General features: G+C 76.2%; 25 protein-coding genes. 9 read left to right on the forward strand and 16 right to left on the reverse strand.

The genetic code is table 11. The features are described 5' to 3' along the window. Window positions 1-133: 133 nt before the first annotated feature. Entirely contained in the window at window positions 134-1,081 is a 948-nt protein-coding gene (locus AC0693_RS10860) for a tellurite resistance/C4-dicarboxylate transporter family protein (RefSeq protein WP_478801529.1), read from the forward strand. An 84-nt stretch (window positions 1,082-1,165) separates the two neighbouring features. Here AC0693_RS10860 and AC0693_RS10865 read toward each other — a convergent pair whose 3' ends face one another. From AC0693_RS10865 to AC0693_RS10875, 3 genes are all read right to left on the reverse strand, one after another. Continuing rightward, complete coding sequence (locus AC0693_RS10865) at window positions 1,166-1,480, reverse strand: SHOCT domain-containing protein (protein ID WP_478801854.1); 315 nt, start codon at window positions 1,478-1,480, stop codon at window positions 1,166-1,168. A 131-nt stretch (window positions 1,481-1,611) separates the two neighbouring features. Next, entirely contained in the window at window positions 1,612-2,286 is a 675-nt protein-coding gene (locus AC0693_RS10870; protein WP_356416126.1) for a response regulator transcription factor, read from the reverse strand. Between the two features lie 44 nt (window positions 2,287-2,330). Beyond that, the gene (locus AC0693_RS10875; protein WP_478801530.1) at window positions 2,331-3,557 is read right to left on the reverse strand and encodes a sensor histidine kinase; all 1,227 of its coding nucleotides are present in this window, start codon (window positions 3,555-3,557) and stop codon (window positions 2,331-2,333) included. Between the two features lie 180 nt (window positions 3,558-3,737). Between AC0693_RS10875 and AC0693_RS10880 the strand changes: the two genes are divergently transcribed. Next, window positions 3,738-4,088, forward strand: coding sequence for a UBP-type zinc finger domain-containing protein (locus tag AC0693_RS10880; protein WP_478801531.1), 351 nt, complete (start codon window positions 3,738-3,740; stop codon window positions 4,086-4,088). Between the two features lie 153 nt (window positions 4,089-4,241). Here the strand turns inward: AC0693_RS10880 and AC0693_RS10885 are convergent, their stop codons facing one another. Next, on the reverse strand, window positions 4,242-4,862 hold the full coding sequence (locus AC0693_RS10885) for an L-threonylcarbamoyladenylate synthase (RefSeq protein ID WP_356416120.1): 621 nt from the start codon (window positions 4,860-4,862) through the stop codon (window positions 4,242-4,244). Between the two features lie 132 nt (window positions 4,863-4,994). On the opposite strand from AC0693_RS10885, the gene AC0693_RS10890 reads away from it, so the two are divergent. Beyond that, window positions 4,995-5,630, forward strand: a complete 636-nt coding sequence (locus tag AC0693_RS10890; protein ID WP_469315804.1) for an alpha-ketoglutarate-dependent dioxygenase AlkB — start codon at window positions 4,995-4,997, stop codon at window positions 5,628-5,630. A 70-nt stretch (window positions 5,631-5,700) separates the two neighbouring features. Here the strand turns inward: AC0693_RS10890 and AC0693_RS10895 are convergent, their stop codons facing one another. Continuing rightward, window positions 5,701-6,486 (reverse strand): GntR family transcriptional regulator, encoded by a 786-nt coding sequence (locus AC0693_RS10895; RefSeq protein WP_478801532.1) that lies wholly within the window; start codon window positions 6,484-6,486, stop codon window positions 5,701-5,703. 180 nt (window positions 6,487-6,666) lie between these two features. On the opposite strand from AC0693_RS10895, the gene AC0693_RS10900 reads away from it, so the two are divergent. Together AC0693_RS10900 and AC0693_RS10905 are read left to right on the forward strand one after the other, a co-directional pair. Further along, complete coding sequence (locus AC0693_RS10900; protein WP_478801533.1) at window positions 6,667-8,202, forward strand: hypothetical protein; 1,536 nt, start codon at window positions 6,667-6,669, stop codon at window positions 8,200-8,202. A gap of 27 nt (window positions 8,203-8,229) precedes the next feature. Continuing rightward, window positions 8,230-9,255: an aldo/keto reductase gene (locus AC0693_RS10905; RefSeq protein WP_478801534.1), complete on the forward strand. Its 1,026-nt coding sequence runs from the start codon at window positions 8,230-8,232 to the stop codon at window positions 9,253-9,255. A gap of 51 nt (window positions 9,256-9,306) precedes the next feature. On the opposite strand, the gene AC0693_RS10910 is transcribed toward AC0693_RS10905, so the two are convergent. Further along, complete coding sequence (locus AC0693_RS10910; RefSeq protein ID WP_468466285.1) at window positions 9,307-9,633, reverse strand: DUF6968 family protein; 327 nt, start codon at window positions 9,631-9,633, stop codon at window positions 9,307-9,309. 269 nt (window positions 9,634-9,902) lie between these two features. Here AC0693_RS10910 and AC0693_RS10915 point away from each other — a divergent pair, with 269 nt between their 5' ends. Continuing rightward, window positions 9,903-10,742: an alpha/beta fold hydrolase gene (locus tag AC0693_RS10915; protein WP_478801535.1), complete on the forward strand. Its 840-nt coding sequence runs from the start codon at window positions 9,903-9,905 to the stop codon at window positions 10,740-10,742. A gap of 66 nt (window positions 10,743-10,808) precedes the next feature. Here the strand turns inward: AC0693_RS10915 and AC0693_RS10920 are convergent, their stop codons facing one another. Next, window positions 10,809-12,578, reverse strand: a complete 1,770-nt coding sequence (locus AC0693_RS10920) for a putative Ig domain-containing protein (protein ID WP_478801536.1) — start codon at window positions 12,576-12,578, stop codon at window positions 10,809-10,811. A gap of 1,274 nt (window positions 12,579-13,852) precedes the next feature. Here AC0693_RS10920 and AC0693_RS10925 point away from each other — a divergent pair. Further along, window positions 13,853-16,678 carry a helix-turn-helix transcriptional regulator gene (locus AC0693_RS10925; RefSeq protein WP_469315810.1) on the forward strand — a complete coding sequence of 942 codons (2,826 nt, stop codon included), beginning with the start codon at window positions 13,853-13,855 and terminating at the stop codon, window positions 16,676-16,678. 156 nt (window positions 16,679-16,834) lie between these two features. Here the strand turns inward: AC0693_RS10925 and AC0693_RS10930 are convergent, their stop codons facing one another. The 3 genes from AC0693_RS10930 to AC0693_RS10940 form a co-directional block, all read right to left on the reverse strand. Further along, on the reverse strand, window positions 16,835-18,091 hold the full coding sequence (locus AC0693_RS10930) for an FAD binding domain-containing protein (protein WP_469315811.1): 1,257 nt from the start codon (window positions 18,089-18,091) through the stop codon (window positions 16,835-16,837). A gap of 64 nt (window positions 18,092-18,155) precedes the next feature. Then, complete coding sequence (locus AC0693_RS10935; RefSeq protein ID WP_469315812.1) at window positions 18,156-18,992, reverse strand: undecaprenyl-diphosphate phosphatase; 837 nt, start codon at window positions 18,990-18,992, stop codon at window positions 18,156-18,158. A 39-nt stretch (window positions 18,993-19,031) separates the two neighbouring features. Continuing rightward, a complete protein-coding gene (locus AC0693_RS10940; RefSeq protein WP_468466273.1) occupies window positions 19,032-19,544 on the reverse strand; it encodes a hypothetical protein in 513 nt (170 codons plus the stop codon). Between the two features lie 242 nt (window positions 19,545-19,786). On the opposite strand from AC0693_RS10940, the gene AC0693_RS10945 reads away from it, so the two are divergent. Both AC0693_RS10945 and AC0693_RS10950 read left to right on the forward strand, forming a co-directional pair. Next, window positions 19,787-20,296, forward strand: coding sequence for a mycothiol transferase (locus AC0693_RS10945; protein WP_469315813.1), 510 nt, complete (start codon window positions 19,787-19,789; stop codon window positions 20,294-20,296). 107 nt (window positions 20,297-20,403) lie between these two features. Then, entirely contained in the window at window positions 20,404-20,757 is a 354-nt protein-coding gene (locus tag AC0693_RS10950) for a hypothetical protein (protein ID WP_478801537.1), read from the forward strand. A 37-nt stretch (window positions 20,758-20,794) separates the two neighbouring features. Here the strand turns inward: AC0693_RS10950 and AC0693_RS10955 are convergent, their stop codons facing one another. From AC0693_RS10955 to AC0693_RS10980, 6 genes are all read right to left on the reverse strand, one after another. Then, a complete protein-coding gene (locus AC0693_RS10955) occupies window positions 20,795-21,013 on the reverse strand; it encodes a hypothetical protein (protein WP_478737519.1) in 219 nt (72 codons plus the stop codon). Further along, window positions 21,010-21,435, reverse strand: coding sequence for a hypothetical protein (locus tag AC0693_RS10960; protein ID WP_478801538.1), 426 nt, complete (start codon window positions 21,433-21,435; stop codon window positions 21,010-21,012). Before AC0693_RS10960 ends, AC0693_RS10955 begins: the two co-directional genes overlap by 4 nt. Window positions 21,436-21,478: 43 nt before the next feature. Next, window positions 21,479-22,963, reverse strand: coding sequence for a sensor histidine kinase (locus AC0693_RS10965; protein ID WP_478801539.1), 1,485 nt, complete (start codon window positions 22,961-22,963; stop codon window positions 21,479-21,481). After that, window positions 22,960-23,685, reverse strand: a complete 726-nt coding sequence (locus AC0693_RS10970) for a response regulator transcription factor (RefSeq protein ID WP_469315818.1) — start codon at window positions 23,683-23,685, stop codon at window positions 22,960-22,962. The genes AC0693_RS10965 and AC0693_RS10970 overlap by 4 nt, the downstream gene beginning before the upstream one ends. Window positions 23,686-23,852: 167 nt before the next feature. Further along, a complete protein-coding gene (locus AC0693_RS10975; protein WP_478801540.1) occupies window positions 23,853-24,227 on the reverse strand; it encodes a hypothetical protein in 375 nt (124 codons plus the stop codon). 55 nt (window positions 24,228-24,282) lie between these two features. After that, window positions 24,283-25,182, reverse strand: a complete 900-nt coding sequence (locus AC0693_RS10980) for a C40 family peptidase (protein ID WP_478801541.1) — start codon at window positions 25,180-25,182, stop codon at window positions 24,283-24,285. Window positions 25,183-25,416 lie beyond the last annotated feature (234 nt).

Genomic DNA, 25,416 nt, shown 5'->3' on the forward strand with positions numbered 1-25,416 from the left:
CGTCCCGCCGATGGTCCGCCATGAGGCCATCAAAAGGCCCGGCCCGCACACCCGCCTCACGGGCGGGGCCAGGCGTTGCCCCCAATGGCCCCCTGCGTTCGCGCACCGGGCGGCCGCCGTGTCCGCTGGAAGGGTGAACCGCGTACCAGGACCCCGCTGGTGGGCCGGCCTGCCCCCGGCGGCGGGCGCCGCCGTCATGGCCGCCGGCATCATCTCGGTCGGCCTGCACCTGATCGGCCGGGAAGCGGCCTCGCTCGCCGCGCTGGCCGTCGCCGCGGTCCTGTGGCTCGTGCTGGCCACCGACTTCGCGCTCCGGCTGTTCGGCGACCGCGGGCGCTTCCGGTCCGAGGCCGACACCCCGGCGGCGCTCACCGCCGTCGCCGCCACCTCCGTCCTCGGCGCGCGGCTGTCCGCGCTGGGCTTGCGGGCGGTCGCCGCCGCGCTGCTGGCCTTGGCCGTGCTGCTCTGGCCCGCACTCATGGCCGGGGTCCTGCGGCACTGGCGCCGGGGCGCGCTCGGTGCGGCGTTCCTCGTCTGCGTCGCCACCCAGGCGCTGTCCGTCCTCGCGGCGGTGGTGGCCGCCGACAGCGGCCGGGACTGGCTGGCGTGGGCGGCGCTCGGCGCGTTCTGCCTCGGCCTGCTGCTCTACGCCGAGGCTCTCGTCCGGTTCGACTTCCGGGAGGTGGCGCGCGGCGCGGGCGACCACTGGATCGCGGGCGGCGCGCTCGCCGTCTGCGCACTGTCCGCCGCCCATCTCACCGCGTCACCCGTTTGGGGCGGTTGGGCCCACACCGCCCTGCGTACCGCCACCCTGGTGACCCTGGCCCTCGCGCTCGCCTGGTACGCGGTCCTGCTGACCGCCGAGCTGGTCCGCCCGCGCCCGCGCTACGACATCCGGCGCTGGGCGACCGTCTTCCCGCTCGGCATGACCGCCGCGGCCTGCCTCTCGGCGGCCGGCCCGACCGGAGTCGGCTGGCTGCGGCCGCTCGGCGAGGTCCTGCTGTGGATCGCGCTGGCGGCCTGGCTGCTGACCTTCGCCGCCTTGGTGGCGACCCGCCCCGGCGGGGCGCGCGAGCGGTGACCCCGCCGGGTCCCGGCACGGCCGCGGGGCGCCGCGGTCTCCACCGCGGCGCCCCGGCTCCTTCGCCGTTTCCTGATCACCGGCTCAGACGGGCATGTCCCGGCCCCGTCCGCGGCCGTCGACGCCGGCCCGGCCGAACTGCTCGTCCAGCACCGACAGCCGGCGCCAGTACTCGTCCTCGTCGATCTCGGCCGAGGCGAACCGCCGGCCGATGATCGCGATCGGCGAGTTCTCGCCGTACGGGGCGCGCCCGGCCGACGCCCAGGGGCCGCGCCCACCGCGCCCGCCGCGCCATCCGGTGCGGCGCAGCACCGTGACCACGGTGAAGATCACGGCCGCCCAGACGAGCGGGAAGAACAGGATCCACGGGCCGGGCCCGTCGTACGCCAGGGTGTTCATGTCCATCACGACTGCGCTCCTCGGAAGGGGTTGATCCGTCACCCCGAGCCTCGCCCCGGCGGGGCGCCCCGGTCGTCGTACCCCCGGCGGCAGTACGCGTACCCCCGGGGGAGTACCCCGCCCGTCGTACGTCAGCCGAGCCAGCCCGGCCGGACCAGCCCCGACTCGTACGCCAGCACCACCAGCTGCGCCCGGTCGCGGGCGCCCACCTTCACCATCGCCCGGCTGACGTGCGTCTTGGCCGTCAGCGGACTGACCACCAGGCGGCGGGCGATCTCCTCGTTGGACAGCCCCATGCCCACCAGCGCCACCACCTCGCGCTCGCGCTGCGTCAGCCGGTGCAGTTCCCCGGCCGCCGCGGAGGTCTGCGGCACCTTCGAGCGCGCCGCGAACTCCGCGATCAGGCGGCGCGTCACCCCGGGCGAGAGCAGGGCGTCACCCGCCACCACCGCGCGCACCGCGCGCAGCAGTTCCTCCGGCTCCGTGTCCTTGACCAGGAAGCCGCCGGCGCCGCCGCGGATCGCCTCGAAGACGTACTCGTCCAGTTCGAAGGTGGTGAGCACGACCACCTTGACCGAGCCCAGTGCGGGATCCCCGGTGATCGCGCGGGTGGCGGCCAGCCCGTCGAGCACCGGCATCCTGATGTCCATGAGGACCACGTCCGGGCGCAGCGCGCGCGCCAGCTCGACGGCCCGGGCCCCGTCGGACGCCTCACCGGCCACCTCGATGTCCGGCTGGGCGTCGAGCAGGGCCCGGAAACCCGCCCGGACGAGCTGCTGGTCGTCGGCGAGCAGAACACGGATCATCCCCGTACCCCCGTCCGCCGCCACCGGGCCGCTTTCCGCCGCGCTCATGCCCGCTCCCCTCCCGCGCCGCCCCCCAGCGGAAGCCGCGCCACCACCCGGAAGCCGCCGTCCGGCCGGGGCCCGGCCTCGATGCTGCCACCGCGCTCCGCGGCCCGCTCCCGCATTCCGGCCAGTCCGCTGCCGCTGCCGCCCGGATTACCGCCCGTGGGCGGGCCGTCGTCGTCGATCGTCAGCTCCAGGGCGCCGGGAGGGCGGGCCAGACGGACCCGCGCCGTGCGGGAACCGGAGTGCCGCACCACGTTGGTCAGGGCCTCCTGCACGATCCGGAAGGCGGCCAGGTCCGTTCCCGGTGACAGGCCGCGGCCGTCGGCCTCGCCCTCCAGGGAGACGGTGAGCCCCGCGGCGGCGGCCTGGGCGAGGAGTTCGGGGAGCCGGCCGAGCCCCGGAGCGGGCGCACGGGGCGCCGCACCCGGCGCGCGCAAGGTGCCGAGCACCTGACGGACCTCGCCCAGCGCCTCCTTGCTGGCCTCCTTGATGGTGCGCAGGGCGGTACGGGCCTGCTCCGGATCGGCATCCAGCAGCGCCAGCCCCACCCCGGCCTGCACGTTGATCACCGAGATGCTGTGGGCCAGTACGTCGTGCAGCTCGCGGGCGATCCGCAGCCGCTCCTCGTCCGCCCGGCGCCGCTCGGCCAGCGCCCGTTCGGCCCGGTCGCGGGCCCGCTGCTCCCGGCGCACGCGCACCACCTCGGACCCCGCGAGCACCGCGAGGCCCCACGCGATGACCGGCCCCTCGCCCGCCCAGGACGCGGGCCCGTCCCCGGAGGGCGGCAGCCACCGGTAGAGCCAGTGGGCGATGGCCAGGTGTCCCGCCCAGAGCAGCCCGACGGAGGTCCACGCGGCGTACCGGTGCCCCGCGGCAACGGCGAACAGGCAGGCGACGGCCACGCCGAAGAAGACCGGGCCGTACGGGTACCCGGCCGCCAGGTAGCCGAGGGTGACGGCGCAGACGCCGCCCACGACGGCCACCGGGTACCGGCGGGCCAGGAGGAGCAGCAGCGGGCCGAGCAGCAGCAGGGCGCGGCCGGCCCAGCCCAGCGGTTGCCGGCCGGGCTGCAGGTGCTCGGCCCAGCCGGTGCCCGCCTGGGCGACCACGGCGACGACCAGCGCGGCCCGCCACGGGGGCCCGTCGGCGCCGGTCCGACGCCGCGTGCGCCCGGGCCCGTACTCCCGCCGCTCGCGCTCCCGTTCTTGTGCCCGCCGCTCCGCCATGCGGCCACGCTAGTCGGCCGGGGGCGGCTCGTCGTCCGCCGGACGGCGCGTGCGGACGTACTCCCCGCGGAGTACGGCGGGGACGCACGGGCGCGGGTGGCCACGGGGTCGCGGCATCCGGAGGGGCCTCCGCGGGCGAAGTGCGGGGCAAGGGACGCGCGGGTTCGGAAGGGAGGTCCCATGACCGGGTGGAGGATCGCCCCCGACGCCGGGCGGGCCCGGGAGGCACGGTGCGGGCATCTCGACGGGCTCCCCGTGGCCGGGCCCGTCGCCGGCCCGCGGGGGTGCGGGCAGTGCCTCGCCGAGGGTGGGAAGTGGGTCCACCTGCGCAGGTGCCTGCTCTGCGGGCACACCGGCTGCTGCGACAGCTCGCCGGGTGCCCACGCGTGGGAGCATGCCGAAAGCACCGGGCACGCGGTGGCCCGTTCGGCCGAGCCGGGCGAGCGGTGGGCGTGGTGCTACGCGGACGAGCTGTTCCTCGTACCGGATCCGCCGCGGCAAGGGGCGGACGGAGGGGCGCACAAGCGGTGAGCTGATCGCCGGCCGGCCGCTGGGGCTGGGCGCCGCGCTTAGCCGGCACCGGCCCGTCGGCGCGGTCGCCCGTACGCCCCCGGAGCGGCTGCACGGCCTCCCCTCCGGGGGCGCCTCAATCGCCGGCGGGGCTGGATGTGGGACGGCCCGCTGCTACTCGAACCGGCTGGGGTCACCCGCGCCGCGCCGGACGATCTCGGCCTCGCCGCTGGAGAAGTCGATGACCGTGGTCGGCTGCGTCCCGCACTCGCCCGAGTCCACGACGATGTCGAGCACGTGGTCGAGGCGGTCCTTGATCTCCCAGCCCTGCGTCATCGGCTCGGGCTCGTCGGGCAGGAGCAGCGTGCTCGACAGCAGCGGTTCGCCGAGCTCGGCGAGCAGCGCCTGGGTGACGACGTGGTCGGGGATGCGCACGCCGACGGTCTTCTTCTTGGGGTGCTGGAGCTGGCGCGGCACCTCCCTCGTGGCGGGGAGGATGAAGGTGTAGCTGCCGGGGGTGGCCGCCTTGATCGCGCGGAAGACGTCGTTGTCGACGTGGACGAACTGACCCAGCTGCGCGAAGTTCTGGCACACGAGGGTGAAGTGGTGACGGTCGTCGAGCTGCCGGATCGAACGGATCCGGCTGACGCCGTCATGGTTGCCCAGCTGGCAGCCCAACGCGTAACAGGAGTCCGTGGGGTACGCGACGAGCGAGCCCGCACGGATGCTGTCGGCGACGCTGCCGATCGTGCGCTGCTGGGGGTTTTCGGGGTGCACATCGAAATACTTCGCCATCCGCCGAGCGTACGTGATCAGGAGACCCCGTTACCCGGTGCGCGTGCCGGACCGTTCGTTCGGGTATCGCCACTGGTTCGGGGGCGGTCGGTAAATCGAACATGTCTTCGGGTGGCGCGGTAGGCTGGAACCATGCACGACCTCCACGGACTCCAGGGGTCCCTCTTCGACCAGGGTGACGAGGCGGTGCTCGGGCCGCTCCGCGGGCTGCGGCGCACCGGGCTCGGGGCCGGGGCCTGGGCCGATCACCTGCCGGGCTGGCTGACCGGGGCCGACGCGCTGTTCGAGCGGCTGGCGGCCGAGGTGCCGTGGAAGGCCGAGCGGCGGCAGATGTACGACCGCGAGGTGGAGGTGCCCCGGCTGCTCGCCTTCTACGGCGCCGGCGAGGCGCTGCCCGACCCCGTGCTGGAGGCCGCCCGGGACGAGCTGACCCGGTACTACGCCCCCGAGCTGGGCGAACCCTTCGTCACCGCCGGGCTCTGCCTCTACCGGGACGGCCGCGACAGCGTCGCCTGGCACGGGGACCGCAACGGGCGGTCCGCCACCGAGGACACCATGGTCGCGATCGTCTCCGTCGGCGACCCGCGCGACCTCGCCATCCGCCCGCGCGGCGGCGGCCCCACCCTGCTGCGGCTCCCGCTCGGGCACGGCGACCTCGTCGTGATGGGCGGCTCCTGCCAGCGCACCATGGAGCACGCGATCCCGAAGACCGCGCGCGCCGTGGGCCCCCGGATCAGCATCCAGTTCCGTACCCGCGGGGTGCGGTGAGGGGCCCGTACGCAGCGGTCGTACGAGCCTCCTCACCGCATGGCGCCGCCCGCCGCCCGCCGTCCGGGCGTCAGGTGATGAGGATGGAGGGCGCCGGGAGGTCGCGGTGGAAGGTCAGCCGCTCCCAGGTGGGATAGGCGAGGTCGGTGACCGTGAGCAGCCGGCCGGTGGTGTCGTGCAGCGTCCGGCGTACGGACAGGCCGCAGACCGGGGAGCCGGGGGCCGGGGCGGTCGGCGGCAGGAGCGCCGGTGCGGCGGCCGCCGGAGGCGTGGTGCGGGTCATGGTGATCGTCTCGGCGGTCCTGGCCGTCGCCGCGGCGTGTTCCAGCCACCGGTGCAGGGGCCGCAGGTCCTCGTCGCCGACCGTCGCCGCGCGGTCGCGGTAGTCCGCCAGTTCGGGGGTCCCGGCCACCACGGCCGGACAGAAGTAGGTCACGGCCTGGTGCAGGATCTCCCCGGCGGGGCCGAGGGCGCGGTGGTGGTGGACCAGGGTGCGTTCGCCGCCGCGCAGTGAGAGCAGGGCGGCGAGCGAGGGCGCCACGGTGACGTGGGTCAGCCAGTTCCGGGTGCGGGGGGCGGTGGACGGCCGCCGCTGCTCGCGGGTGCTCGGCGGGCCGGTCAGGACGGAGCGGGTGCCGCGGCGGCCGGTCACGATGAGGCCGTCCTCGCGCAGGTGCTGGAGGGCGGCCCGGACGGTCTGCCGGTTGACCTGGTAGCGGGCGGCCAGGACGCGCTCGGAGGGCAGCGTGGCACCGGGGGTGCGGGCGGTGCGCTCCAGTTCCTGCCGCAGCGCTGCCGCGATCCGCTGGTACTTGGGCATGACGGCGGGGCCGTCACCCCGCGAAGGGGAGGGCATGGCTTCTCCTCGGACGGGTGGTCAAGGACTGCGCGGTCTGCTCGACCAACGTAGCAGTGGTCTATACCTTTCGGTGGGTAAGTGTCCGGCAACCGAACGGGTTTGGCCGGATCGGATCCCCGGCCCGAGGGTGGGGGATAGCGTGCTCCTGTTCTCCGACGTACGGGAGGTGCGGGAGTGGTGCCGGACGGATCCTCGGACGCGGCGCCGGAGTTCGCCGCCTTCTACCGCGCGCGGACCCCACGGCTGGTCGCGCTCCTGCTCGCGCAGGGCGCCGCTCCGGGAGACGCGGCGCGCCTCGCCCAGGACGCCATGGCCGCCGCCCGGGAGTGGGTGGCCGCCGACGCGCCCGCGGCCCGGCCGGCGACCGGCGCCGATGACGTGGCGCGTCCGGCCCGGGGACGCGGGGAACCCCGGGACCGCGGCCGGGAGTTGTCCGCCTGGACGGACCGGGTCGCGCTCGGCCGGCTGGAGCGCTGCGGGGCGCTCGCCAACAACCGGTCCGATGCGGCGGATCCGGCCGGTCCGCCGCCCGCCCCCGGCCCGCCGCTCGCTCCCGGCTCGCCGCCCGCCGCCGGTCCGCTCCTCGCCGCAGGCTCCCTCCTCGGCCCCGGTCCGCTGCTGCCCGCTGGGGCGTGGGAGGCGTCCGCGTCCGGCGCGTGGCGGGACGTCGCCGGGCGGCTGGCCGGGCTGGAGCCGCGGCGGCGCCGGATCGTCGCGCTCACCATGGCCGGATATCCACCGGGCGAGATCGGCTACGAACTGCTCCTGCCGACGGCCAAGGTGCACCGGACGCTGCGCTCCGTCGGGCGGCTGCTGGGCGCGCCCACCGAGGAGGCGCTCACCGCCCGGCTCACCGCGACGCTGCACGAACTGGCCTCCGTACTCGACGGCGCACTGGACCTGGACGCGGGATCCGCCCGGCTCGACGCGGGATCCGCCCGGGCCTTCCCGGGGGCCTGGGGCATCGACCCGGGTTTCCCGGTCCCGCCCTGCGCCGCACCCTCCCCGCCCGCCCCGGCCCTGGCGCCCCGCCCCGGCCCCGAGGCGCCGCTGCGCACCTACGCCGCCGGCCTGGCCCCGAGCGACGACCCGGCCGCGCCGAGCGGGCACGTCCCCGCGGCCGAGCTCGCCGCCGTGCGCCTCGGCGCCCTGTTCGCCTTCCACGCCGACCGGTTCCGCAAGGACGCCGAGGCGTCGTGGTACCGGGACTCCGGCGTCGACTTCCCGGCGGACGACGCCCGCGGGTACGCCGTCGCGCTGACCCGGGACATCAGCCGGGCGAGCGCCGTCTTCACCGCCGTCGGCGCCCCGGGCGAGGAAGCCGCGCGCCGGGCGGGCCACCTCGCGTCGTGGCTGGACGACGACCAGCTGTCACCGGTCGAGACGTCCTACGAGGGCATCGATCTGGCCCTCGCGCTGGGCCGGTTCCGGGTCCGCGCCCTGGGCCACGCCCTGCGCGCGGTGTCCCCGACCGGACCGGACGGCGAGGAGGGCCTGTACCGGGCGCTGGCGCTGTCCGAGCTGCCCGCCCGCCAGTCGGTCGAACGGCTGATCCGCCTCGGCGCCGACCTGTCCCGCGCCGAATCGACGCTGCCCGACGGGTACTACGTCGACATGACCCGCGACTTCGCCTCCGACGAAGCCCTCAACCGCGACCTGATCCACGGCGTGGACGCCGTCGAGCACGCCCTCGCCGGCCGTCCCGCGTCCTGAACACCCGCGCCCATTAGGGTGGTCGGCATGCCACAGAACGAGGGAACCGCACCGGACGCAGCGGCGGAGACGACCGGCCCGGGCCCGAAGCGGAGCACCGCCGTCCCCGACGGCGTGGACACCGCGCGGGTCGTGTACGGATGCATGGCGCTCGGCGGCGGCTGGGGCACCGAACCGTACGGCCCCGCGGACATCGACGAGGCGGAGGCGGTGATCGAAGCGGCCCTGGAGAGCGGGATCAGCATCTTCGACCACGCCGACATCTACCGGCACGGGAAGGCGGAAGCCGTCTTCGGCGAGGTGCTGGCCCGCACGCCCGGGCTGCGCGCCCGCGTCACCCTCCAGACCAAATGCGGCATCCGGCTGGCCGACGGCGACCGGCCCGGCCGCTACGACCTGCGCGGTACGGCCATCCGCCGACGGGTGGAGGAGAGCCTCGGCCGGCTGCGCACCGACGTGCTGGACGTACTGCTCCTGCACCGCCCCGACCCCCTGGCCGATCCGCGGGAGGTCGCCGCGGCGCTCACCTCGCTCCGGCGCGAGGGGCTCGTCCGCGACGTCGGCGTCTCCAACATGAACGCCGCCCAGATCGCCGCCCTCCAGGCCCACCTCGACTTCCCCCTGGCCGTCAACCAGCTGGAGATGAGCCTGGAGCGGCGCGACTGGGTGGAGGACGGTGTCCTCGTCAACACCCCCGCCGCCGCGCTGAACGGATTCCCCACCGGAACACTCGAATACTGCGCGGCCCACGGCGTCCGGCTCCAGGCGTGGGGCCCGCTGGCCCAGGGCCGGTTCACCGGGCGGGAGGAGACCGCGCAGGAGCGCGCCACGGCGCGCCTCCTGCGCTCCCTCGCCGAGGCGAAGGGCACCACACCGGAGACCGTGCTGCTGTGGTGGCTGCAACGCCACCCGGCCCGGATCGCCCCCGTCGTGGGCACCGGCCGACCGGAGCGGATCCGCGCCTGCGCCGACGCCGCGCGCCGGGACCCCGACCTCACCCACGACGAGTGGTACGACCTGTGGCTCACCGCCCGCGGTGCGCCGCTGCCGTAACGCGCCGTCCGGGGCGCCGCCGCGGGCCCGCGGATCGAGGCGGCCCGGTGGTCACGGCGAGGTCTGCGCGGCGGTGAGTCCGCTCTCGCCGCCCCAGGTGAAGGTGAGGCCGGCCGCGCGGGCCGCGTGTTCGAGCTGGCTCTGCAGGACGCTCATGGCGATGCCGGCCGCCTGCAGGCCGTCCACGCCGTGGATCTCGTAGACCATCGAGTCGTCCAGGCCCTCGATCCGGCAGGGGCAGATCCAGTCCCCGTCCGGGTCGCCCTCCGGGTGCGGCGTCCCGAGCTGGAGCGAGACGGTGAAGGGCGCGCCGCTCGCAGGCGCCGCCTCGAGCGTGCGGTACGCGATGACGGGACCGAGGGTGTCGCTGTCGGGCATGGTCGCTCCTGTGATCCTCCTCCGGGCCGTCGGCTCGCGGAGCCCGGAGGTATGTCTGGAGATGCTCGGGGGAGGCAGGAGGGCCGCGGCCCCCCTGCCGAGGACCGTACTCCAGAAAAGCGGAATACCTGGTTCCCCAAGCCGGGCCTGTCGCCAACGTCCCACGTCAGACGGCACGCACGGGCGGCCCGGCGGGCCACGCTGCCCCCGCCGGGGCGGTGGGGCGCAATACGGTTGCCCCGCCCGGGGTCCGCTGACAGAGTTCCGCCATGCCCGCCTTCTCCGCGCCCGACGCCACCACGCTGTCCTACCGCGTCCGCGGCGACGGTCCGCCGCTGCTCTGCCTGCCCGGCGGCCCGATGCAGGATTCCGTGTACCTCGGCGACCTCGGCGGGCTGAGCGCGCACCGGCGGCTGATCATCACGGATCTGCGCGGCACCGGCCGGTCGGCGCGGCCGGTGGACGACGGCACCTACCGCTGCGACCGGCTCGTCGACGACGTCGAAGCCCTGCGCGAACACCTCGGCCTGGACCGGGTCGATCTCCTCGGGCACTCGGCGGGCGCGAGCCTGGCGGTGCTGTACGCCGCGCGCCATCCGCAGCGCGTCGCCAGCCTCGCCCTGATCACCCCGAGCGTGCTGGCCGTCGGCGTCGAGGTCACCGCCGACGACCGGCTGGGGACGGCGCTGCCGCGCAAGGACGAGCCGTGGTTCCCCGAGGCGTTCGCCGCCCTGGAAGCGATCATCGCCGGCCGGGCGACGGCAGACGCCTTCGAAGCCATCGCGCCGTTCTGGTACGGCCGGTGGGACGAGGCGGCCCGCGCGCACCATCGCGCGGAGGAGGGCCAGCGCAACGCCGCGGCCGCGGCCGTCTTCGCCGCCGAGGGAGCCTTCGACCCCGGGGCCACGCGCGCCGCGCTCGCCCGGCTCGCAGCGCCCGTGCTCGTGCTCGCCGGTGAGCACGACCTGAACTCGCCCCCCGCGGCGATGGCCCGCGTGGCCGCCCTGTTCCCCGACGCCCGGCTCGTGGTCCAGCCCGGCGCGGGGCACTTTCCGTGGCTCGACGACGCCGGGATGTTCGTGGCGGCGACCGCCGCGTTCCCGGGATGACCGGGGCCCCCGGCCGCGGTGGGATGCCGGGGCCGGGGGCGGGACGGGGGCACGGGCGTACGGTCCCTAGAAGTAGACGTTCCAGGTGACGGCGACCGAGGACGACCTGCCCGCGCCGTCGGTCACGGTCAGGGTGCTGCGGCCGAAGCCCCAGGTGGTGGGGGAGCCGGTGATGACGCCGGTGGCGGGGTTGACGCTCAGCCCCGCGGGCAGACCGGTCGCCCTGAAGGCGTACGGCGCCGTGCCGCCGGAGGCCTGGAGGGCGAGGCTGACCGGCCGGCCGATGCGGGCGACCTGGCTGCCCGGGTCGCGCAGGACGGGGGCGGTTCCGGTGCCGGTGGTGACCGTCCAGGTGAAGGAGGCCGAACCGGCCTTGCCCGCCCGGTCGGTGGCGCTCACCGTCACCGTGGACGTGCCCGGCGCCGTCGGTGTGCCGGTGACGGTCCCGGTGGCCGGGGCGATGGCGAGTCCGGCGGGGAAGCCGGAGGCGCTCCAGGTGTAGGGGGCGGTGCCGCCCTCCGCGCTGTTGCGCAGCTCGACCGGGGCGCCGACGACCCCGCTCTGCGCGGACACGGCGGCGACGGTGACGGCCCCGGGCTGCGGGTTCGAGGTGACCAGGCCGGCGCCGAACCGGGTGAGCGCCTCGTTCACGGGCTGGAAGATGGTGAACTTCTCCCCGCTGCCCGAAGTGCAGGTGGCGCTGCCGCCGCCGGAGTGCAGGCCGACCGCCTTGCCGCCGCTCGCGGTGACGTAGGAGCCGCCCGAGTCGCCTCCGGCAGAACAGGCGCTGGAGTAGGACAGGCCGTCGATGACGACGTTGCCGTAGTCGACGCTCTGGTCGACCTTGGTGACCTCGCCGCAGCGCAGCCCGGTCGTCTGCCCGGACCGGCATATCGCGGTGCCGACGACGGCGTCCGCCGAGCCGGTGACGGTGACGTCGCCCTGGCCCCACCCGGCGACGGTGGGCACGACGTTCCAGCCGGCCTGGTCGACGTCGACGATGCCCATGTCCCCCTCCCGGGCGTTGACGCTGCCCGTGCCGTTCCGGTTGGAGGTGCCGACGCGGGTGCCGTCCTTGCCGTAGGCGGGCTGGTCGGCGTCGTTGGTGCAGTGCCCCGCGGTGAGGAACGCCTTGGCCCCGCCGCTGGTGCGGGTGACGGGGAAGCCGATGGAACAGGGGCTCTCCGTACCGGGGATCCACTTCTCGCCGCCGACCACGTCTGCCTGCTGGCGCGGGCTCTCGTCGCTCTCGACGACCTCCACGACCGGCCCCAGGCCGGTGAGGCGGGCGAGGAAGGCGTCGGTGGACGCGTCGGCTTCGGCGCGGTTCACGGTGACGGCGACGCGGTCGTGCCGGGCGTCCGGCCCCCAGGAGACCACCCCGGGCACGCCCGCGCCGACGGTACGGGTCACCGCGCGGGCGGCGGCGTCCAGTTCGGCGCGGCCGTGGCGCACCTCCCGGGCGACGGCTCCGGCCGCGCGCACCGCCGCGGCGTCGGCGGGGCCGGTGACGGCGGCGTTGAGGAGCCCCGTCGCCGGGTCGAACCACAGCCCGGCGACGCGGTCACCGACCCGGCCCCGGACGAGGGTCGCCGCCCGCGCGGCGGCCGCCTCGTCCCTGACGCGGTCGCGGACCTGGGCGGCGGTGAGGTGGAGATCGCGCCGCATCGCCTCCAGCACCAGCGGCGAGACGGTGGCGGTGGCCGCGGGATCCGGATCGGGAGCGGCGGCGGGCACGGCGCCGACGGCGAGGGCCGCCGGCCCGCCGAGGAGCGCGGCGGCCGCGACGACCACCGTGACGGCGGCGCGCAGGTACGTGGTGGGCACAGGACGCATGGGGTTCCCTTCATGGGGGGCGTGCCGGGACGCTGCCGCGGCACGGAACCCGAACCGCGTGCAGAGCCGCCGGCCCGAGTCCTGGGGATGGCCAACAGCGTTGCGCGGCAAGGCGGTTGCGAGCATCCGAGGAATCCCTTGCGCCCGCCGGGGATGGGCCCGAGGCCAGGCGCCGTCCCTCCGGCCCCGCGCCCCGACCGGCTGCCGGTCAGGGTTGACCGCACGGTGTGACACCGGTTGCGCTGCGCACGGCGGCGAAGACGGACGGGTGCCCGGGGTGGTCCGGCCGGGCGCGGGCCACCGGACGTGCCGTGCGGAGCGGTTCGACGCGGGCGGTGGCGCGGTCGGTCGCCCGTGGGCGGTCGGGGCACGGGAGGCGGCGTTCCGCGGACCGCCGGCCCAGCCGCGCGTGGCGGTTCGACGCGGGCGGGTTGCGTTGGTGCGGCCGGACGGGGGAGGGAGCCCTCCGCGGGATACCGGCTGTGCTGCGCGCGGCGGTCGGGCGCGGGTGATGGTTCGACGGTCGCCGGGGGCGGTCCGGCCGGGCGGGGGGACTGACTGTGCCGCGCATGACGATCGGACTCGGGCGGGCGGCGTGGAAGCCGTCAGGGTGGCCGGGGGACGCGATATACGGGCCCTGCGGTGCGTGGCGGTCGGGCGCGGACGGTGTCGTGGCGCTCGCCCGTGGTGGGCCGGGACGGGGGAGCCTGCGTTCCGCAGGGCACCGGCCGTGCTGTGCGCGGTGGTCGACGCGCGAGAGGGCGGGCCCGGTGCCGGTGCTGCGGCCGACCGGGGAGGCTGCGTTCCGCAGGGTGCCGGTCCTGCGGTGCGTGGCGGTCCGACGCGGGCGGTGGCGCGGCGGTCGCCCGTGGGGGGCCGGGCCGCGGGAGGCGGCGCTCTGCGGGACACCGATTGCGCTGTGCGCGCCGGTCGGACGCGGGCGGGTGCTGGTGGTGCGGTCGGCCGGGAGAGGCACTCCGTCAGACGGGGGCCGTGCCGCGCGTGGTGATGGGCGTGGGCCGGCGGCGGGGGAGCCGCCACGGACCTCCGGTCGGACGGGGGTCGCGGTTCCGGGGGGACACCGGCCGCACCGAGCCCGCCGCGTGGGGGTGGACGGTCAGGCGGGAGCCTGGCGGTGGTCGTCCGGCGCCGTCACGCAGGGCGCCGCGCGCGGGGGCGGGGCACCAGGGGAAACCCTTGATCCCCGGCGGCGGCGTCGCGGGCGTTGTGGTCGCCGCGGCGGCGTTCTAGCGTGCCCACTCGGGAGGTTCGACGTGGACGGCGACAGCGACAGCTATGGCGGCCGGGGCGGGGACGGCGCCACCGCCGGGCCCGTCGAGCGGGCCGTGCACGGGCTGCGGGGCGGTGGGCGGGTCGTGGTGGCGGGGCCCTGGGGGGCGGGCCGGACCACCGTTCTCGACGGGGTCCTGCGGGCGCTGCCCGGGTCCGCCGCGCGGCGCGCGCTGCGCATCACCACCGCCGCCGGGGACCGGGAACAGCCCTTCGGGGCGCTCGCCCAGATGCTGTCCGCCCGCCCCGCGGCCGAGCTGGACGCGCTTCCCCCGCCGCAAGCACGGCTCCTGGAAAGGCTGTTGCGGCGCGGGACCGACGCCCGCCCCCTCACCGACGAGGACCGGCTCCCCGTCCGCCTCGCCCTGACCGCGCTGCTCGCCGGTCACGACCACCTGCTCACCGTCGACGGCGCCCAGTGGCTCGACCCCGCCAGCGCCGACGCCCTCGCCTACGCCCTGCGGACGCTGCCCCCGCCCCGCCTTCTCGCGATCGCCACCGAGCGTACGCAGGGCCGGGCCCAGGCCGCCGCCGCCCTGCTCGGCGGCCACCCGCTCCAGGTGGACCTGGCCCCGCTCGACGCCGAGGAGTGCGCCGCGCTGCTCGCCGCGCACGGCCTGCCCACCCGGTGGGCCGCGCCTCTGCAACGGCGCTGCGGGGGACACCGGTTGCTGACCATCCTGGCCTGTGACGCGCTCGCCCGGCTCCCGCCCCCGGCGCCGCACTGCCCGCCGGCAGCGCCGCAGGCGGACGCCGCCGCCGAGGTCTGGCTGCGCGAGACGCTCGGCCCGGCGGCCCGCCGCACCCTCATGCTGGCCGCCCTGACCCGCCACCCCACCCCGGCCCTGCTGCGGCGGGCCGGCGCCCCCGGCGCCGAGGAGCACCTCGCCCAGGCCGTCGAGGCCGGGGTACTGCTCCCCGGCCCGGCGCACCGCGTCCGGTTCGCCGGTACGGCGCTCGCCCGGGCCGCCGCCCGCGCCCAGGACCGGCGCGCCCGCGCCCGCGCGCACCGCACGCTCGCGCTGGCGGTGGGCGACCCCGTCCAGGAGGCCCGGCACCGGGCCCTGGCCCAGGACCACCCGGACCAGCGCCTGGCGCAGGACACGGAGCGGGCCGCGGACACCGCCCGCGACGCGGGGGAGCGGGCCCTGGCCGCCGAACTCTTCCTCCTCGCCGCCGACATCACCCCGCCGGACCGGCCCGGTCCGCGGATCCGGCGCCTCACCGCCGCGGCCGGGGAAGCCGCGGCCGCGGGGGCCACGGACCTAGCCCGGCAGGCGGCCGACGCCGTCATCGCCGCCCGGGCCGAACCGGTCCACCAGGTCACCGCGCTGCTCGCGCTCGTCGACTCCCACGGCCAGGCGCTTTCCGGCGTCGACCCGCTGCTGGCCCGCTGCCGGGAGATGGCCGCGGGTCTCCCGGACCTCCAAGCCGCCGTCGAACTGCGGGCGGCCATCGTGGCCAACATCGCCCACGGCGCCCCGGACCGGGCCCTGCGCGCGGCGGCGCGCGCCGCCGAGCTCGCCCGGGCCGGCGGCCACCGCCCTCTGGAAGCGGCCGCGTTGACGATGCGCGCCCGGATGGAGCGCGTGCTGGGCACGGACGACGCCCCGGGGACACTGGCCCGGGCCCTCGCCCTGGGCGTGCCCGCCCAGCAGTCGGGCATCCGCAACAGCGCCCAGTACCTCGCCGCCCGGCACGCCGTCTTCGACGACCGGCTCCCCGAGGCGCGGAACCGGCTGACCGGACTCCTCGCACTCGCGGAGCACGAGGGCGACGCGGAGGACCTGGTCGACATCTGGCGCAGCCTCGCCGAGGTCGACACCCGCCTCGGAGCCTGCGGCCCGGCGCTCGCGTGGGCCGAACGGGCGGTACGCCTGTCCGGCACCGCGGCGCTGTCGATGGGCCCGGCCTGGTACACGGCCGCCCTGACGCAGTGCGCCGCCGGGACGTTCACGGCCGCCCTGCGCACCGCCGCCTGCGGCGCCCGCGCCTCCCGGGAGGAGGGCGACGGGCTCTACGTCGCGCGCAACCTCTGGATCACGGGCGCGGCGCAGCTCCACACCGGGGACATCGCGCACGCCGCGGCGACCTTCGCGGCCGTCGCCGAAGCGGAGGCGGGCGGCCCGTCGGCGGAGCCCAGCATGTTCCGGTGGCAGCCCGACGCGATCGAGGCCTTCACCCGCGCCGGACTGCTGCCCCGCGCCCGGCAGCTGCTGGAGCGCACCCAGGCCGTACTGGGCCCGCCCGGCACCGGCTCCGGGACGGCGGCCGCCCTGACCCGGGCCCGCGGCATCCTCCTGGCCCGTGCTCCCGGCCGTACGGACGCCGACGCGGCCACCGACTGCCTGCGTCGCGCCGCCGCGGGCTTCGACCGCCTGGGCCTGCCGCTGGAAGCGGCCCGCACCCTGGTCGCACTGGGCCGGGTCGAACGGTCCCGGCGCCGCCAGGCCGCCGCCCGTACCGCCTGGGAGACCGCCCTCGCCGTCTTCGAGGAGAGCGGCGCCCGGCCCTGGCAGGAGATCACCCGCGAACTCCTGGACCGGGCGCACGGGAACCCGGCCCGCGCGGCACCGGGGCGTGCTCCCCGCCAGGCCGCCCCCGCGGCCCGCGCTCCGGCCGGCGCCGGACTGACGGAGTCCGAGGCCCGCCTCGCCGACCTCGTCCGCCGGGGCGCCTCCAACCAGGACGCCGCCCGGTACCTGTTCCTCTCGGTCAAGACCGTCGAGGGCATGCTCAGCCGCATCTACCGCAAACTCGGCGTCCGTTCCCGCACCCAGCTCGCCGCCGCCCTGACCGGCGACCCGTGACCCGCGACCCCTGACCGGGCATCCCAGGCCCCGGGCACCCGGTCACGAGGTCACGCGGGTGGCGGTGCCGACAACCGCCACCCGCGCACCCGTCCTTCTCACCCGATGGCCGTCGCGGACGCGCCGGCACCGGACCGTTCCCCCGAAAGAGGTGTCCTACGGGCGCGGGGCGGCGGGCCCCATCGACGCTCCGCCGATCCCGGCGGCCCCGCCGAGCTGCTCCCGCCACCACGACTCCACGTCGTCCGCACTCATCGAGGCCCACGCGGGCGTACGTTCCACCTGCGCCCGGCCCAGCCTGCGGGCCAGAGCGACCATCTCCCGCCCCGCAGGCCCGCGGGCCTCCTCGTACCCGCGCGACAGCCCCTCCCAGGAACCCGCGCCGCCCCAGGCCGCCTCGAAGGCGGCGGCGTCCTGGAGGGCCTTGGCGGCCCCACTGGTGTTGTGCGGCCGCACCACGGTGGCGGCGTCGCCGCCGAGCAGGAGTCGGCCCGCGGTGATCCGGGGTGTCTCCAGGTCGTAGACGGGCTGGACGAAGGTGTTTCCGGGCTCCGTCAGGGAGAGCACCGCGGCCCAGTACGGCGGGAACTCCTCGGCGAGCAACGCCGCGAGCAGGGCGGTCAGTTCGGGGCCCAGCCGCCCCGCCGGGAAACTCGTCGGATCGCCCGCGGGATCGTCGAGCCGCGCGACGCCGGGCGGCGGGGCGGCGTACAGCACCCAGTTCAGCCGGGGGCCGTCCGAGCCAGGGATGCGGTAGACGACACAACTCCCGCCGGGGAAGCAGACGGTGGTGACCGCGTCGTCCCAGGCTCCGGCCGACGGATCCAGGGCCGCCGCCGCGCGTGCGTCGAGATTGCCGCGCCAGCAGACGTACCCCGCGTAGTGCGGGCGGGACGCGGGGCAGACCGTACGGCGCACGACCGAGCGGTAGCCGTCGGCGCCCACGGCCAGCTCGAAGCGTTCGGCCCCGCCGCGCCCCAGGCGCACCTCGGCCCGCTCACCGGCCCGGACGACCCCCGTGACCGTCTCGCCCTGCCGGTAGTCCACCGAGCCGGGCAGCGTGTCCCGCAGCCCGCGCCAGAGCAGCCCCCAGTGGTAGGAGTGGAAGGGGAACGGCTGCTCCCAGAGCACCCGCCCGCCGGGGTCCGCCCCCGTGCCGCCCGGTGTCTGGCGGACCACCCAGCGGCGGCGCACCAGCCGGTGCCGGGCGATGCCCGCGGGCAGCGCGCCGGTGGCCGTCAGCTCGGCGGCCCGTCCGTCGTGGACGCACAGGCCGAGCCCGCGGTCCTGGAGCCGCCCCAGGGTCCGCTCCAGCACCACCACCCGGCCCGCGCCCGCCCGGGCGGCCGCCGCGGCGAACGCACAGCCCGCGATGCTCCCGCCGATGACCGCGATCGCGGCGCCGCCTCGCATGTCCGCTCCTTCCAGTCCGTCCAGCTCGTCCAGTTCGTCCAGCCGTTCCGGGAACAGGGCCGGTTCAGGCGTGCAGGACGCCCGTGCCCAGCAGGCCGAACAGCAGCACCCCGACGGCGATGCGGTAGGCCACGAAGGCGTTGAACGAGTGCTTGGCGACGAACTTCAGCAGCCAGGCGATGGAGGCGTAGGCGACCGCGAAGGAGACCAGCGTGCCGACCACGAGCGGCGCGGCGCTCACCCCGGCGCCGACCGCGTCCTTCAGCTCGTACAGCCCCGCGCCGGTGAGGGCCGGAATGCCCAGGAAGAAGGACAGGCGCGTGGCGGCGACCCGCTCCAAGTCCAGGATCAGGCCGGTGGACATGGTCGCCCCCGACCGGGAGAAGCCGGGGAAGAGCAGGGCGAGGATCTGCGAGGAACCCACGAGCATCGCGTCCTTCAGCGAGGTGTCGTCCTCCCCGCGCTTGTGCCGGCCCGTCCGGTCGGCCGCCCACATCAGGCCGCTGCCGACGATCAGCGATCCGGCGACCACCCACAACGAGGCGAGCGGGCCCTCGATCAGCGGCTTGGCGGCCAGTCCGACGACCACGATGGGGACGGTCGCGTAGATGACCCACCAGGCGAACTTGTAGTCGTGGTGGTAGCGCTCCTGCGGATCGCGCAGGCCCCGGCCCCACGCGGAGACGATCCGCACGATGTCCTTGAAGAAGTACACGAGCACCGCGGCGATGGCGCCCACCTGGATGACGGCCGTGAACGCGACCACGCTCTTGTCGTCGACGGGGATCCCCATCAGGCCTTCCGTGATCTTCAGGTGCCCCGTCGAGGAGACCGGGAGGAACTCCGTCACCCCCTCCACCACGCCCAGGACCACGGCCTGACCGATGCTGATCGCGCTCACGTACATCATCCTCGCGGTGTCGTCGCGGGGCCGACCGCCTCAGCAGCCGCCGCAGTTGTAGTACAGGACGTCCCAGTGACTGCCTTCGTCGGCATAGATGTTGCCCGATCCGGACTTCCACTGGGGCGCGCCGTCGCCCCGCAGACCGATGTACGAGAACGTGTTCTTGACGTAGTTCGTGATGCAAGTGCCCTTGGACACGTCGATCTTGTACCCGTTCCAGTGCGAGTAGGTGCCGCTGGCGTGGCCGGTCTCCGTCCCGCCCGTGATGGTGAGGGAGCAGCCGCTGGCGCCCTTCAGCACCTGCGCGGCCTGGGCCGTCGCGAGGTTCAGCTGTTCGAAGGACGTGCACGTCGGGTTGGAGCGGTCGGAGCAGTTGCCGGAGGACGACCAGGCGATGCCGGCCTGGCGGAACATCGACGTCGCCGTCGCATGACTGATCTTGGTGGGGGCGGCCGCGGCCGGGGTGGCCGAGGTGAGCACGCCGAAGCCGGGGCCGGCGAGGGCTCCGGAGACGAGGACGAGCACGCTGAGCAGGGGGCGGACGCGCACGGTGGTTCCTCCGGTTCGGTACGGGGACGGGAGGCGATGCGGGTGCTGTGCCGGTGCGGTACTGCGCTGTGCCGTGCGCTGTGATGGTGCCCGAGGCGCCGCTCCCGCGCCAGGGTGCGGGCCGCCTCAGGCCGTCCCGCGTGTCGGTCGCGGCCCCGCGGGCGGCGGTCCGTGCATGGTGGCCGGGCGGCGCCCGCCGGTCCGGCGGGGCCGGGACGTTCGCCCACGAGCGAGGAGGAGCCATGAAGGCCACAGAGGTACTGGCCGACGCGTTCGGACGCATCCGGGAAGTGGTCCACGAGAGCGTCGAAGGGCTCTCGGCCGACGAACTGGCCGCGCGCCTCGACCCGGAGGCGAACTCGATCGCCTGGCTGGTGTGGCACCTGACCCGGGTCCAGGACGACCACGTGGCGGAGGTCGCGGGGCGGGAGCAGGTGTGGACCGCCGAGGGCTGGGCGGACCGTTTCGCCCTGCCGCTGCCCGCCGACGCGACCGGATACGGTCACACCGCCCGGCAGGTCGCCGACGTCCGGGTCGACTCGGACGCGCTGCTGCTGGGGTACTTCGACGCCGTGCACGAGCGGACCCTCGCGTACCTGCGCGGCCTCGCCGCCGGTGACCTGGAGCGGGTGGTGGACGAGCGCTGGGACCCCCCGGTCACCCTCGGGACCCGGCTGGTCAGCGTGCTGAGCGACGACCTCCAGCACGCCGGTCAGGCCGCCTTCGTACGGGGCGCCCTGCGGCGCGGCTAGCAGGGCCGCAGGGCCCGACCCGCGGTGCGGGTGCCTGCGGGTCCGCTGATAGAACTGGCCCTTGACACACGGTTCGTCGCTCAGGGCGGCAGGAGAGGGAGTTTCCGATGGACGTACAGCACTTCGAGCGGATCACCGCGTTCATCGAGGCGCGCCTGACCCCGCTCTTCGCCGCGGAGGCGGGCAGCGAGGGCGGGTTCGGGATGGACGACACCTCCCGGGCGCTGCGCGCGCTGCGCAACGCCGTCCTGGAGGCGTCCGCCGTCAAGGGGCTCCTGGAGCGGCGCCCGACCGCCGAACCGGCGGTGGCCCGGGTCATCGACCAGTCGGTCGAGCACCACTGGGACGTGCTGCGCGGGGTGGCCCGCCAGTGGGAGGACCACCCCGACTTCGTGCGGGAGTTCAAGCGCCACGCGTGGGAGCTCGACGCGGCCCCCGCCGCCGCGCCCGCGGCGGGCTGACCGGCGCCGGGCCGGGAACGGACGGCCCGGCGGCGGGTCAGTCGTTCCGCGCGGCGTCCGCGTCCGCCGCGTCCGCCGCCCGGTCGGCGTCGTCCAGCGTCTGCCGCAGCCCGGCCCGCTGGGCGTCGTCGGCCGGGCCGGCGGACCGCTCCGCCGCCGGACGGGCGCTCGTACCGGGCGCGCACCCGGTGACCAGCAGCGCCGCCGCCGTCGCCAGGACGGCGAGTGCGGCGGTGGCGCGGCGGCGCACGCTCACTTGGCGCCCTGGGCCGCGCACCAGGTGCCGACGGACTTCAGGTCCGCCTGGCGCTTCTGGAGGGTGGGCAGCAGGGCCTTGCGGGCGGTGAGCCGGTCGTTGAGGTAGGTGTAGACCTCGGTGTGCCCCGCGGTCTTGGCGTTGGCGACGCGCTGCTCCAGCCGCGCCACCGAGCCGGACACCGTCGCGTCGCCGCCGAGGCGGGTGACCGCGCCGTCGACGCGCGCCTTGGTCTTGGGCAGCCGCTTGCAGATCTCCTTGGCGCCGTCGCCCTTCGGCGCGGACGCGTGCTTCCCGCCCTCCTTCTTCGCGTCGGCCGGGGCGGGAGCGGCCGAGTCGGCCTGCGCGGGGGCGACGGAGAGCAGTGCTCCGGCCAGCGCCAGGGCGCCGATCGCGGCAGCGGTCCTGTGCTGCGTGTGCATGGTCGTATCTCCTCGGGTGCGAAGCGGGTGTACGGGCAGGACGCTAGACACCGTCCTTGTGGTTTCTTTGTGAGATCCAGTCGCGCCGTGCGGGCAGCGGCGTGGCCGTCGTGCCGTCGGCGGCCGGGAGCGGCAGCCGCACCTCGGCGCGGGCGCCCGCGCCGCCCGGCGCGGCTCCGATGGCCACCGTGCCCCCGTGCAGCGCCGCCTGCTGGGCGACCAACGTCAGCCCGAGCCCCGACCCGGGACTGCCGGGCCGGTGGTGGAAGCCCCGGAAGACCGCCTCGCGCTCCTCCGGCGCGACGCCCGGCCCGGCGTCGTCCACGGTCAGCACCGCGTACGGGCCCTCGGCGCGCAGGGCCACCTCGATCCGCGGCGGCTCGTCCGGCAGGTGACCGTGGACCACCGCGTTGCCCAGCAGGTTGGCGAGCAGGATCATCAGCCCGGCGTCCCAGCCGAAGACCCGCAGCTCCGCCGGGAGCACGGTGCTCACCCGGGCATCGGGATGGCGCCGGGTGACCTCGCCGACCGCGGTGTCCACCAGCTCGGCCAGGTCCAGCGGAGCGAAGGCCGACACCTCCACCAGATCCCCGCGGGCGAGCATCCGCAGCGCCGTGAGCAGGTCGAGCAGCCGGGCGTGGTCGCTCTGGAGGTCCCGGACCACTTCGGCCCGTTCGCCGGGGGAGAGACCGGGATGCGCGGCGAGCACGTCCAGGTCGGTCCGCATGCTCATCAGGGGCGTGCGCAGTTCGTGCGAGGCGGCGGAGGAGAACGAGCGCGCGGTCTCCAGCGCCTGCGTCGTGCGCATCGCCTGCTCCTCGTACCGGGCGAGCAACTGGCCGATGGCCGAGGACAGTTCGTCCACCTCGGCGATGTTGACGGGAGCCGTGGCGAAGGCCGCCGCGCCCGCCCCCGGGTCGAGCGCGGCAGCCCGGCGGCTCAGGCTCCGGACGGAAGCGGTGGCGCGACCGGCGAGGGCGCGGGCGAGCAGCCCCGCGACCGGGGCCGAGAGCAGGGCCACGAGCAGCACCCGCCCGCGCACCGCGGTCAGCTGCGGGTCGGTGGCCGAGGCCGGGGCGGACAGCCAGAGCGTCCCCGGGGCGGCCCCGCCCACCGGGACCGCCAGGACCCGCCAGGCACGGCCCTGGGACCGTACGGTGACCGGCCCGCCCGGCCGCCCCCCGTCGGCGGCGCCGTCCGCGGCGGGCAGCCGGGCCGCGTCGGCGGGCCGCGGACCGCCCGCCAGGACGTCGGCGCCGTCCGCGGACCGGACCAGGATGCCCGCGTCGAGGACGGTGTCGAGCACCTTGCGGTGCTGGTTCTGCTCCACCTTGGGCCGCCCCTTGCGATCGGCCGCGAGCAGCACCCGTACGTCGGGGAGCGCGGCGGTGGCCAGCTCCCGCAGCCGGGTGTCCTGCTGGCGGTGCAGGTCCCGGCTGACCAGCCCGAGGACCAGCAGGCCCGCGGCGAGCACCAGCAGCGGTACGACCACGGTCACCGAGAGCGCGATCCGGGTGGCGAGCTTCACGGACGGTCCTCCCCGGGCACGCGCAGCACGAAGCCGACCCCGCGCACCGTGTGGATCAGGCGCGGGCGGCCGCCCTCCTCCAGCTTGCGGCGCAGGTAGCTGACGAAGGTGTCGACCGCGTCGGTGCGCACCTCGAAGTCGTAGCCCCAGACCCGGTCCAGCAGCTGGTCCCGGGTCAGGACGATCCCGGCGTTGCGGACCAGCTGGACGAGCAGCTCGAACTCCCTGCGGGTGAGGTGGACCTCGGCCCCGTCCCGGTGCACCCGCCGGGTGGCCTGGTCGACCACCAGCGGCCCCGCGCGCAGCACCTCCGAGGGGATCCGCCGCGGACGGCGCCGCAGGATGGCGCGCAGCCGCAGCACCAGCTCCTCCAGCGCGAACGGCTTGACGAGGTAGTCGTCGGCGCCGGCCTGGAGCCCGGCGACCCGGTCCGCCAGCTCGTCGAGGGCGGAGAGCATCAGGACGGGGGTCGCGTCCCCGCGCTCCCGCAGGCGCCGGCAGACCTCGGTCCCGGTCAGGCCGGGCATGGACACGTCCAGCACGAGGACGTCGGGGGACCGTGCGCCGAACAGGTCCAGGGCGGCGCTCCCGTCCTCGGCCAGCAGCACGGTGAAGCCGCTCAGCCGCAGCCCCCGCTCCAGCGAGCGGCGGATGGCGGCGTCGTCGTCCGCCACCAGCACCACGCCCGCGCCTCCCGTCGCCCGGTCCTCGTCCCCGGTCACCGCGACCTCCTCGCCGGCCTCCGTGCGAGGCCGGGCCGACCCTCTCACGGACCCGGGGCGGCCCGGCACCCGGGGGCGGGGAAACGCCCGGGCACGCCGCTGCCCCCGGGTGGGTCCCGGGGGCAGCGGTGGTGTGCAGCGGCGGCCGCGCGGTCACGGCCGCGCGGTCAGGGCTGGAGGGTGATCGAGTTGATGGGCGAGAGGTCCTTGATCATCCAGGTGCCCGCCAGCAGGTAGCCCTGACAGCCGGTGCCGTTGTACCCCGTGCAGGTGCGCATGGTCGCGCCGCCGGTCTGGTTGTTGGCGATGTAGTGGTTGCCGTACTGGTTGGAGAGGTTGTGCGCCCCGTAGCTGTAGTACGTCAGGCTCGGGCGGTCATTGTTCCAGCCCGCGTCCTGCGGGTAGATGCAGACCGCGCCGGACGGGCAACCGTGCCACGTGTCGGCGACCGCGGCCGAGGCGGTGGGGGCGACCGAGGCGGCCAGCCCCAGCGCCAGCGTGCCGGAGGCGGCCAGGAGGGCGAACTTCTTGCGTACGTTCACGGTGAACTCCTGTGAGGTGTGCGGAAGGTGCGGGATGCTCCGGTGGGGGACCGGGTCACGGACAGGTCGGTACGCCGTCCAGCCAGGCCGGCCCCTGGATGTAGATGTTGGTGATCCACGCCTTGTGGTCCGGCAGGTACGACCAGGCGTCGTTGTGGTAGCCCTCGGCGTCCACCCACTGGGCGTGCTTCTGGCAGCCGATGCGGACCCGGGTGGGGCCGGCGAACTTGACGGCCCGCGGGCTCGTCGTCGACGGCTCCGTGTGCGTCCACACGTCCGTGCCCCAGGTGGAGAAGGTGGCGCCGTCGCCCGCCGGGGCCGCGATGCGCACCGCGCCGTTGTAGTCCCCGCCGGGCGCCAGGTCGCTGACCATCACGCGGGTGCCGGACTGCTTGGCCTGCACCATCTTCCCGGCGCCGAGGTAGAGGGCGATGTGGTGGATGCTGTTGTCGCCGCCCCACGCCAGCAGGTCACCGGGCAGCAGCGCTCCCGTGCCCTGTGACGCGGGGATGCGGGCGGTGACGCGCGGCGAGTGGTACTGGCTGTTGGCGTTGCCCGCCAGGATGTCCTGCCCGGTCGCCTCGGCGTAGGCGTAGCGGACCAGGCCCGAGCAGTCGAACCCCCGCCGCTCCGGGTCGTGTTCGCTGGCCGGGTCGGTGGGGTCGACCTGACCGTAGGTGGGGCCCGGCTGCGGCCCGTGGCCACCGCCCCAGCTGTACCAGACGCCGATCTGGGTACAGGCGGCCCGGACCGCGGCCTCCGCCGCGGCCGAGGCCCCCGTCGCGAGGACCCCGCAGGCGGCTTCGGCCTGCGTGGGGCGGGCCGACACCGCCGATGCCGATGCCGATGCCGCGGGCGCCGCCGCGGCGGGCTGGGTGATCGCCCCGGCGGCGCAGACCGCCAGGATGCCCGCGATGACCGCGGACCGCTTCGCTCTGGAAAGGATGGTGCGCATGATGCTGTTCCCCCGTTCGTGGTGCCGCCGCGGCCGCCCTGACACCGGGTCGGGTGAGCGGCTGCGGTGCTCCGAGACTGGTCCGCGGACGGGGCCGCTGTCGAGGCGCCACGCGTCGCCCGTGCAGGTGGGAAACGGGAAACCCCCGGGAAACGCCCCCCGGAGGGCGCTCGGAACCCTGCGTGGGGCCCGGCGTGCGGCCCGGCGTTGAGCCCGGCCCGGGCGCGGGCGGCC

The sequence above is a fragment of the Streptomyces sp. NPDC043876 genome (assembly GCF_056435825.1).